Consider the following 3,250-nt stretch of genomic DNA (forward strand, 5'->3'; position numbering starts at 1 on the left):
GCGACGGCGCACACCAAGATCGCTGTGGTGAAGTCGATCCTGGAACGGCACCCGGCCGAGCCGACGTTGGTGATCGGCGCCTACCTCGACCAACTCGACGAACTGGGCGCCGAACTCGACGCCCCGGTGATCCAGGGGTCGACGAAGACCGCTGAGCGGGAGGCGCTCTTCGACGGGTTCCGCCGTGGCGAGATCCGAACCCTGGTGGTGTCGAAGGTCGCCAACTTCTCCATCGACCTGCCCGAAGCCAGTGTCGCCGTTCAGGTCTCGGGAACCTTCGGGTCCCGCCAAGAAGAGGCCCAACGTCTGGGGCGGCTGTTGCGGCCCAAGGCCGACGGCGGGGGTGCGGTGTTCTACTCGGTGGTCTCTCGCGACAGCCTCGATGCGGAGTACGCCGCGCATCGGCAGCGGTTCCTCGCAGAGCAGGGCTACGGGTATGTCATCAAGGACGCCGACGACCTTCTGGGGCCCGCGATCTGAATCACAGAACCAGTGTCATCATCCCCGACGTCGTGTTGCTGTTGAGTCCCTGCGCATCCCGGACGACCATCGTGATGTTCCGGAACCCGAGCAGATTGAAGATCGACTTCGAGAACTTGATCGACTGGATGACGGTTTGATATTCCAGCACGGTCCCCTGTCCCGTCAGTGTGAGCACACCGTCGTCGTAGCCACCGGTGATCGATCCTGTGGGCGTGAACTCGAGCAAGTCACCGCTCTGGACATTGGTGATCGTGATGACAGCCTGGTCCAGATATGAGGAATCGTCGAAAATCACGGCGGTGGAGCTCAGCACTTGCGCTCCCAGGAGGACGATGCCGCCGCCCAGCGGCGTCGTGAGTATCGGAGCCGAGTTGGCGGTAACCGAGACGAGCGCTGCCGCAGACGGACCCGTCGCACCCTGCTGGTCGGTGACTGTGAACGTGACCGTCTTGACGGCGGTCGGTGCCAACCCATCCGTCGAGAACGTCACCGACCGCAACAGCTGTTGGTACTGCGCCGGAGTCCCGCTACCTATGAATGTCAAGATCCCGTTAAGCGCGTCATAGTCACCGCTGATGCCTGCCATCGCGGTGTACTCGAGCACGTCGCCCGAAGCGAAGTTTCCGGAGATCTCCACTACCGCGCCCGTCAGTGTCGATGAGTCCAGGTCGATCACGGTCAGCAACGGATTCACGTTCACTGCAGTGTTTCCGGCGGTGTAGAGCGGACCCAAGGTGGTGGTCACCACCAATGGCGCCACATTGACCTGTGCGGCCAACACAGTCACCGCGACGGTGCCTGGCAGACTCGACATCCCCTCGGCGTCGATTACCGCGAACGAGACCGTCTTTATCGTTGCCAGCGCCGATGCGCTCGTCGACAACTGGACCGACCGCAAAGCCTCCTCGTACTTGGCGATCGATTCCGTGCCCGTGAAGGTCAGCGTGCCGGTGACTTCGTCGTAAACACCGGTAATTCCCTCCGGCTCAGTGAAAGTCAACGTATCTCCCGAGGCGAACCCGCCGGTGATCTTGACCGTCGCGCCATCGAGGTCAGTCGAATCGAGATCGAGGACGCCGACCGCCGGATCCACGGTGATGGCGCCGTCGCCTGCGGTGTACGAGACATTGACCACCGAGGTCGTCACCAGTGGCGGGATCTGCAGTGGCGACGTCACGACCGTCACAGCGACAAAACCTGTGCCACTGACATTGTCCTGGGCGTCGGTGACCACGAATGAGATGGACTTGATCGTCGCCAGTGCATCAGAGTTGGTCGAGAATGTCACTGATCGCAACACCTGCTGGTACGCCGCCACCGAAGCGTCGCCGTCGAACGTCAGGACGCCTGAGTTGTAACTGCCGTTGATGTCCGCCTGCGGTGTGAAATCGAGGGTTTCGCCGACCGCTGCGCCGCCCACGATCGACACTACGGCACCGGACATGTTCGTCGAGTCTGCGTCCAGCAACACCAGCCCAGGATCAACAGGGATGGCCGAATCGCCGGCCGTATAGCCCACATTGGCTACCGCGGTGACCACGACCGGTGTTGCGAGGATAGGCAGCGACAGAACGGTGACTGCGACCACGCCAGGTGCACTGACGCCGTCCTGGTCGTCGGTGATCGTGAACGAGAGGGTCTTGATCGTCGCCAGTGCTGATGCGTCCGTCGAGAACGTCACAGACCGCAGAAGCTGCTGGTACTCACTGACGGAGGCGTTGCCCTCGAAAATCAAGACGCCTGAACCGAAGTCAGCGGTGACATCATCGGGCAGCGTCCCATAGGCCAGCACGTCGCCTGCCTCCGGATCGGTGATTGTCACCGTCGCGCCGGTCATCGTCGTGGAATCCGCGTCGAGGACGATGAGACCTGAATCAACCGGGACGCCTGAGGACCCGGCGGTATAGGAAAAATTGATCACCGATGTCAGCACGGTGGGGCTGGTAGCGCCCGGCAATCCGACGACGGTGACCGTGCTGATCGCCGGCACCAGACTGGGGTTGCCGTCGGCGTCGACGACGGCGAAGGTGACCGTCTTGATTCCCGCCTCCGCCGAGGTCAACGTCACCGACTGCAGAAGCTGCTGATACTCCGCCGCGGTCGCCGACCCGGTGAACATCAACACCCCACCCGCGACACTCGCCGTCACATCGGTGGGTAGGGTTCCCCAGCCGAAGGAATCCCCCACAGCCGGACTGCGCAGAATGACCGTCGCCGAATCAATGGCATCGGAGTCGAGGTCGGTGATCACCACCACCGGACTGATCGTGACCTCCGAACCGGTCGTGCCCGCCGCCACCGGGGTGGCCACCACCACCGGAGCCACCGACGCTCCCGGCACCCCCACCACCGTCACCACACTGATCGCCGGCACCACACTGGGATTACCGTCCCCATCGACCACCGCGAAGGTGACCGTCTTGAGCCCCGCCTCGGCCGACGTCAACGTCACCGACTCCAACAACACCCGATATTCGGCTGCGGTGGCCGCACCGGTGAACGTCAACACCCCACCAACGACCTCGGCGGTCACATCGGTCGGCAGAGTTCCCCAGCCGAACGAATCCCCCGCACCCGCATCGTTGAGAGTGACCGTGGCAGAACCGAGGTCCTCGGAATCCAGATCAGTGATCACCACCACCGGAGACACCGTGATTTCCGAGCCGGTCGTGCCCGCCGCCACCGGCGTGGCCACCACCACCGGAGCCACCGACGCTCCCGGCACCCCCACCACCGTCACCACACTGATCGCCGGCACCACACTGGG

The 3,250-nt window shown here is 63.4% G+C and carries 2 protein-coding genes; one reads left to right on the plus strand and one right to left on the minus strand.

The annotated features are described in order from the left end of the window. The coding region (locus WA944_RS08035) for a helicase-related protein (RefSeq protein WP_526610122.1) at positions 1-480 on the plus strand (480 nt) is incomplete at its 5' end. Position 481: 1 nt separating this feature from the next. Here the strand turns inward: WA944_RS08035 and WA944_RS08040 are convergent. After that, the gene (locus WA944_RS08040; RefSeq protein ID WP_526646687.1) at positions 482-3,124 is read right to left on the minus strand and encodes a beta strand repeat-containing protein; all 2,643 of its coding nucleotides are present in this window, start codon (positions 3,122-3,124) and stop codon (positions 482-484) included. Between the last annotated feature and the right edge of the window lie 126 nt (positions 3,125-3,250).

The sequence above is a fragment of the Mycobacterium sp. genome (assembly GCF_049683355.1).
Lineage (GTDB): Bacteria > Actinomycetota > Actinomycetes > Mycobacteriales > Mycobacteriaceae > Mycobacterium.